We start from the raw sequence: 6647 nt of genomic DNA, 5'->3' as shown, positions 1-6647 counted from the left end.
GTGTGGCCCGGGGCGCCGTCCGGTGTGACGGTCCGCTGTGGCTCGTCGCGCGGGTCGCCGCGCCTCGCGGCGAAGCCGCTGACCGACGCGGCCGCGCGCGCCCTGTCCGCCCGCCGCACCGCCCTCCACCGGGCCACCGTCCCCGCCACGAACACCGCCAGCACCACCAGCACCATCAACTGGCCGATGAACAGGCCCCAGAAGAGGCCGTAGCCCGAGAGCTCCGGTTTCGGGGTGTCCGGCCAGGCGCCGGGCAGGTCGTGCGGTGCGGCGATCAGGGCGCGCATGGCCATCGGCGTGCGGCCGAACGTCACATGCGTGGGCCACGCGCCCTTCGCGAACAGGCCCGCCAGACCGGTCGCCGTCCAGACCAGGACCGTCATGCCCAGCAGGAACCCCAGGACCGCGACGAGCAGGCCGTCCGGGATGCCCCGGCCGCGCCGCTCCTGCGGATGCCGGTACGCGCGCTCGTCCTCCCGCATCGTCAGGCCACCGTGGACTCGGAGGCGGCGGCAGCGGACGCGGCCGCGTCGGATGTGGCGGAGGCGGACGTGGCAGGGGCTGATGTGGGGGCGGAGGCGTCGCCGAGGCGTTGTTCCACGAACGCCGCCGCGCGTTCCTCCGCCTCCAGCTCCGCCGCGTGCAGCGCGTCGTGGTCGGCTCCGCCGGGCCCGGACGATGCCTCGGTCATGGCGCGGTCGGTGAAGACGATCGGGCGTTCCGTCTCCGTGACCAGGTGTTTGACGACCTGTACGTTGCCGTTGACGTCCCACACCGCGATGCCGGGGGTGAGCGTCGGGATGATCTCCACCGCCCAGCGGGGCAGACCGAGGACGCGCCCCGTCGCCCGTGCCTCGTCGGCCTTCTGTGCGTAGATCGTGCGTGTGGAGGCCATCTTGAGGATCGCCGCCGCCTCCTTGGCCGCCGCGCCGTCCACCACGTCGGACAGATGGTGCACCACCGCGACGAACGACAGGCCGAGCCGCCGCCCGAACTTCAGCAGACGCTGGAACAGCTGGGCCACGAACGGACTGTTGATGATGTGCCACGCCTCTTCGACGAGGAAGATGCGCTTCTTGCGGTCGGGGCGGATCCAGGTGTGCTCCAGCCACACGCCGACGATCGCCATCAGGATCGGCATGGCGATCGAGTTGCGGTCGATGTGGGAGAGGTCGAAGACGATGAGCGGCGCGTCGAGGTCGATGCCGACGGTCGTCGGGCCGTCGAACATGCCGCGCAGGTCACCGTCGACCAGCCGGTCGATGACGAGGGCGACGTCGAGACCCCAGGCCCGTACGTCCTCTATGTCGACGTTCATCGCCTCGGCCGACGCAGCCTCGGGGTGGCGCAGCTGCTCGACGATGTCGGAGAGGACCGGCTGCCGGTCGGTGACCGTCTCGTTGACGTACGCGTGGGCGACCTTGAGGGCGAAGCCGGAGCGCTCGTCCAGACCGTGTCCCATCGCGACCTCGATGATCGTGCGGAGCAGCGCCAGCTGGCCGGTCGTGGTGATCGACGGGTCGAGCGGGTTGAGCCGGATGCCGTGGTCGAGGGCGGCGGTCGGGTCGAGCCGGATGGGAGTTATGCCCAGTTCCTGCGCGATGAGGTTCCACTCGCCGACGCCGTCCTCGCCCTGTGCGTCGAGGACGACGACCTGACGGTCGCGGAAGCGGAGCTGGCGCAGTACGTACGTCTTCTCCAGGGCGGACTTGCCGTTTCCGGACTCGCCGAGGACCAGCCAGTGCGGGGCCGGGAGCTGCTGCCCGTACAGCTGGAAGGGGTCGTAGATGTAGCCCTTCCCGGAGTAGACCTCGCGGCCGATGATGACGCCCGAGTCGCCGAGGCCGGGCGCGGCCGTCGGCAGGTACACCGCCTGGGCCTGGCCCGTCGACGTGCGGACGGGAAGGCGCGTCGTCTCCACCTTCCCGAACAGGAAGGAGGTGAAGGCGTCCGTGAAGAGGGACAAGGGATCCCGCATGAGCAGTGCCTACCTTCTGCCTTCTCGCATCGTGTCGGCCGGATGTCAGCGGCGGATGCCGGTGGCGAACGGGAGCGTGTTGACGAACGCCCTGTGGTGCTCGCGGTCGCACCACTCCAGCTTGAGGTACGACTTGCCGGCCGACGCCCGGATGGTGCGCTTGTCGCGGGCGAGCGCCTCGGGGCTGCGGGACGAGACCGTGATGTAGCCGACGAGGTTGACCCCGGCCGCGCCGCTGGCCAGGTCCTCGCCGCGCTGGTCGAGGCGGCCGTGCGCGGCGACGTCGCGCGGGTCGACGGTCCGGTTCATCTTGGCGGCGCGGGACGCCTCCGCGTCGTCGTTGGTCTTCTCCGTCAGCATCCGCTCGATGGCGACCTCGGTGGGCTCCAGGTCCATCGTGACGGCCACGGTGCGGATGACGTCCGGGGTGTGGACGAGCAGCGGCGCGAGGAAGTTGACGCCGACGGGCGTCATCGGCCACTCCTTCACCCACGCGGTGGCGTGGCACCAGGGGGCGCGGGTGACGGACTCGCGGGTCTTGGCCTGGAGGTACGTCGGCTCCGTCGCGTCGAGCTCGGCGGGCCAGGCGTTGCGCTGGGTCATCGCCTGGATGTGGTCGATGGGGTGGTCCGGGTCGTACATGGAGTGGATGAGGGAGGCGAGCCGCCCCTGCCCGAGCGGCTGCCTGACCCGGATGTCGGCCTCCTGGAGCCGTGAGCAGATGTCGGTCAGCTCGCGCGCCATGACGACGGCGAGCCCCGCGTCCCGGTCGACCTTGCGGCCCGCCGCGGGGCGGGTGGCGCGGGCCATCGCGTGGGCCTCGGCGGCCAGTTCACGGGTGAAGTGCATGCAGGCGACCAGGTACGCGCGGTGCTGCTCGCTGCTCGTCGACACCATGGACTGGAGCTGGTCGTACGACTCCCGCAGCCAGGCGGGTGAGCGTTCGTCGCCGCGTACGGAGACGTCCTTGGCGTGTGCGTCCGGATCGGCGGGGAGGGTGCGGGCGAGCATCTGGAGACGGGTGACGAACCCGTCGCCGTTGGCCACGTGCTTGAGGAGCGTGCCGAACCGGTCGACCAGCGCCTCCTGGTCCTCCGAGTCGCGCAGGCCGACGCCGGGGCCCTCGATCTCGATGGCGGCGGTGACGGTGCGGCGGTCGGTGTGCAGCAGTACGGCGATCTCGTCGGGCCCGAACGGCGCGGCGAGCCACGTCGTACGGCCGATGCCGGGCGGCGGCCCGACCTCGACCTCACGCCCGTCGAACCGGGTACCGGCCTCCATGGAGCGGGAGCGGTAGGTGGCGGCGCCGCGCTTGAGGGTGCGCTTGTAACTGCGGTTGATCTCGAACCACTTGTAGAAGGTGCGGTGCCGGTACGGGACGTACACGGCGGCGAGCGCGAGCAGCGGGAAGCCCATGAGCAGGACGAGTCGCAGCGCGAACACCGGGACGAGCAGGCCGCACATCATGCCGAGGAACGCCCCGGCGATGATCAGGGCGATCTCGCCGGTCTCGCGGTTCCTGCCGACGATCGCGTTCGGCCGGGCGCGGCCGATCAGATATGTACGGCGGGGCGTGACCGGCTGTTGGGACACGTGGGACTGGGTCGTCAACGCCCTGCACCTCCTTGCGGTTTGCCGTTACTGCGGGTGTTGCGCGCGTGGGGCGTGTTCGTGGGGGCGGGACTGGTACGGGGCGGGGGTGCGGCGGAGGGGACAGTTCCGCCGCCGCCCCCTTGGCCCCCCTGAGCGGCCGAGCGGGTGCTGTGCGCGGCCATGCCGCCGGACGCGGCGTTGGACGGGCGGGCAGCGGCACCGCCGCCTTGAACTCCGCCGCCGCCTCCCCCTCCGCCTCCGCCGTCCGTGCGGGCGCTGTGGGTCTTGATGCCCTGCGAGACGAGGGCGGCGGGCGAGGAGATCACGGCGGCGGCCTTGCCCTCGGCGCCCTGCATCAGGCGGTTCTTGCGTACGTTGGCCATCTCGTCGCCGAAGCCGGGGACGAAGCGGTAGATCATGCCGCTGGCGAAGATGGCGAGCAGGATGATGGCGAGCCCGGAGACGACGGCGGACAGGGAGTTGGGCCCGCCCGAACTCGTGGACAGCGCTCCGGCGAGGCCGAGCACGATCACGATGACCGGCTTCACGAGAATGATCGCGATCATGATGCCGACCCAGCGGCGGACGTGCCCCCACAGGTTCTTGTCGACGAGCCCGGCGTAGACGACGACGCCGAGGAGCGCGCCGACGTAGAGCAGGACGGCGCGCAGGTACAGCTCCAGGTAGAGCACGCCCGCGGCGACGATCGACACGAGCGAGACGATGATCAGCATGATCGGCCCGCCGCCGATGTCGTCGCCCTTCTTGAGGGCCTCGGAGAACGCCCCGAAGAACGTGGGTGTCTGGTTGCCGGTGGCTTTGGCGAGCACGTCGGAGATGCCGTCGGCGGCGGAGACGACGGTGTACAGGATCAGCGGCGTGAACGCGGAGGCCAGGACCGTCAGCCAGAGGAATCCGACGGCCTCGGTGATCGCGGTGGTCAGCGGCACGCCACGCACGGCGCGCTTGGCGACGGCGAGCAGCCACAGCAGGACCGTGAGGATGGCGGAGGCCGCGAACACGACGGCGTACTGCTGGAGGAACTTGTGGTTGGTGAAGTCGACCGCGGCCGTCTTCTGCACGGCCTCGCTGAGCTTGTCGACGGTCCAGGACGCGGCGTCGGCACAGCCCTTGGCGAGGCTGGAGAGGGGGTCGGTGGGGTCGTTGAGGGTGGGCGTGCCACCGGACTTGCTGGGGCTGCTGGTCGGGTCGTTGCGCTCGCAGTACTGCTTGGCGCGCCCGATGATGAGCTTGCAGGCGTCGTCGGTCGGGCTGGGATCGGGCGACGCGAAGGCGCGCGTGGCCGTCAGCACGGCTGTGGTCTGCACGGCAGCGACGACGACCGTGAGCTTGAGCGCGCGGCTCGGGCTATCGGGCATACGTGAACCCTCCGTACTCCTCGATGGCCTTGCTGATGGCGTCGGAGCTGGAGGCGCGCTCGTCGCCGGGAACAGGGGTGGGGCCGTTCTTCTGGGAGTCGGAGGCGACCTTCCAGTCGCCGTCGGACCACTGCAGGTTGAACGTCCAGGTCTGCCAGGACGTGGTGACGGGGTTGGTGGAGTCGGTACCGGAGATGCCGAGCAGCCCCATGTACCAGACCGAGACCTTCGCGGACGCGCTGCCGTACTCGATCGTCTTCGTGCCGACCGGGATGGTGCGGGACACGAACGTGCTGCCCTGCGGCGGATTGCCCTGCGCGTCGAGTCCGAGTTTCTTCAGGAACTCGGGGGAGTAGGCCTTGTCCATGGGGCCCTTGAGCTTCGCGGCGGCAGCCGGTGTGTAGACGGCGTCCACGATCGCGTGCCGCCGGTCGGGGTTGAACATTCCGTCTCCGCCGAGCTTCACCGCGTAGTTCGCGGCAGCGGACTGCGCACCTTGCTCGTCGTGCGCGAACCCGGCCCCGCCGCTCACCGGCTTCGTGCCGGTCGGAGCCGTCGGGTCGGCCTTGGCGCCGGAACCCGTGCCGGTGCCGGTACCCGTGCCAGTACCAGCACCAGCACCAGTACCTCTGGCGGAGCCCGCCCCGGAGCCTCCGCCGTCCGCTGAGGTATCCCCTCGGTTCGCGAGTGCGATCGCCGCGACGAGGAGGACGACCACGCCGACGATCATCACCAGGGACCGGGACGGGGAACGTCCCGGTCTGCGTCCGCCCGCGCCCCCGAACCCGTACCCGTCCGCACCGGATCCGGACTGCTCCGGCAGCCGCGTGCGGGTGTGTCCGTCCCCGTACAGGTCGTGGTCGTCCCTGTCTCCACCACTGAGACTCATGCTCCGTACGCCCCCTCAAGGCAGCACCAGACGTGCATGCGTACGTACGACGGTAGCCGCCGGGTGGAATCGCGTACGGGCGTGATGTGGTGAGTGGGCATCAGGGACACAGGACCTCAGTCGTGGGACGCGAGAAGCGGGCAGGAACGTCGGGGTCTGGGGACTGGGGACCGGAGAGCGGGGACCAGGGATCGGGGATCAGGAATCGGGATCGGGATCGGAGAGCTGGACCGGGACCGGCGCCGGGGCCGGGGCCGGCCGGACCGTGCGTCGCCCGGCCGGTCGGCCGCGCTAGACGGCCATGCCGTACACGATGGTGAACAGGGTGCCGAGGGAGCCGATGATGAACACGCCGGTCAGCCCGGCGATGATGAGGCCCTTGCCCTGTTCCGCGCTGAAGGTGTCGCGCAGGGCCGTCGCTCCGATACGTTGTTTCGCCGCGCCCCAGATCGCGATGCCCAGGCACAGCAGGATGGCCACGGCCATGACGACCTCGATCATCACCCGTGCCTCGTTGCCCAGGCTCCCGAAGGGTCCCCAGTCAGGGGCGATCCCGCCGATGATGGTGGAGATGTCGCCCTTGTCGGCTGCCAGCAGCATGTGTAACTCACCGCCCCATATGGGTAGTTCTGTCGCCCCCGCCGCAGCGCAGAGGTCAGGCACATTGTTCCTCAGAATGTCGCCGGTGCCTGCCAAGTTGGCGTCATTCCTTGGCCGAGTTCGTACGTTCCCGGCCGCGGCGCGCCGCCGGGAGGGGTGGGGTGCCGCGGCCGGGAAACGTATCGTCACTCTGTGTATCACGGCAGGT

Annotated in this window: 5 protein-coding genes and 1 pseudogene; all 6 read right to left on the bottom strand. The window is 70.3% G+C overall.

Going from position 1 to position 6647, the window contains the following annotated elements:
• Positions 1–482, bottom strand: a pseudogene (locus OFY01_RS21070) (type VI secretion protein); the annotation flags it as partial.
• Between the two features lie 2 nt (positions 483–484).
• The gene (locus OFY01_RS21065; RefSeq protein ID WP_266602246.1) at positions 485–1978 is read right to left on the bottom strand and encodes an ATP-binding protein; all 1494 of its coding nucleotides are present in this window, start codon (positions 1976–1978) and stop codon (positions 485–487) included.
• A 45-nt stretch (positions 1979–2023) separates the two neighbouring features.
• On the bottom strand, positions 2024–3589 hold the full coding sequence (locus tag OFY01_RS21060; RefSeq protein WP_266602244.1) for an SCO6880 family protein: 1566 nt from the start codon (positions 3587–3589) through the stop codon (positions 2024–2026).
• Positions 3586–4950, bottom strand: a complete 1365-nt coding sequence (locus OFY01_RS21055) for a hypothetical protein (RefSeq protein ID WP_266602242.1) — start codon at positions 4948–4950, stop codon at positions 3586–3588. The genes OFY01_RS21060 and OFY01_RS21055 overlap by 4 nt, the downstream gene beginning before the upstream one ends.
• The gene (locus OFY01_RS21050; protein ID WP_266602240.1) at positions 4940–5839 is read right to left on the bottom strand and encodes a hypothetical protein; all 900 of its coding nucleotides are present in this window, start codon (positions 5837–5839) and stop codon (positions 4940–4942) included. The genes OFY01_RS21055 and OFY01_RS21050 overlap by 11 nt, the downstream gene beginning before the upstream one ends.
• A 291-nt stretch (positions 5840–6130) precedes the next feature.
• Positions 6131–6439: a hypothetical protein gene (locus OFY01_RS21045; RefSeq protein ID WP_189938366.1), complete on the bottom strand. Its 309-nt coding sequence runs from the start codon at positions 6437–6439 to the stop codon at positions 6131–6133.
• Positions 6440–6647: the final 208 nt, after the last annotated feature.

The organism is Streptomyces beihaiensis (assembly GCF_026274175.1).
GTDB lineage: Bacteria > Actinomycetota > Actinomycetes > Streptomycetales > Streptomycetaceae > Streptomyces > Streptomyces beihaiensis.
Note: the sequence above shows the minus strand (reverse complement) of the source record. Positions and strands in the feature narration are given on the sequence as shown.

What these genes read in the sequence shown, in the direction of transcription:
- OFY01_RS21065 (WP_266602246.1), bottom strand. Translation starts at nt 1,978, where the DNA reads ATGCGGGATCCCTTGTCCCTCTTCACGGACGCCTTCACCTCCTTCCTG.
- OFY01_RS21055 (WP_266602242.1), bottom strand. Translation starts at nt 4,950, where the DNA reads ATGCCCGATAGCCCGAGCCGCGCGCTCAAGCTCACGGTCGTCGTCGCT.
- OFY01_RS21050 (WP_266602240.1), bottom strand. Translation starts at nt 5,839, where the DNA reads ATGAGTCTCAGTGGTGGAGACAGGGACGACCACGACCTGTACGGGGAC.
- OFY01_RS21045 (WP_189938366.1), bottom strand. Translation starts at nt 6,439, where the DNA reads ATGCTGCTGGCAGCCGACAAGGGCGACATCTCCACCATCATCGGCGGG.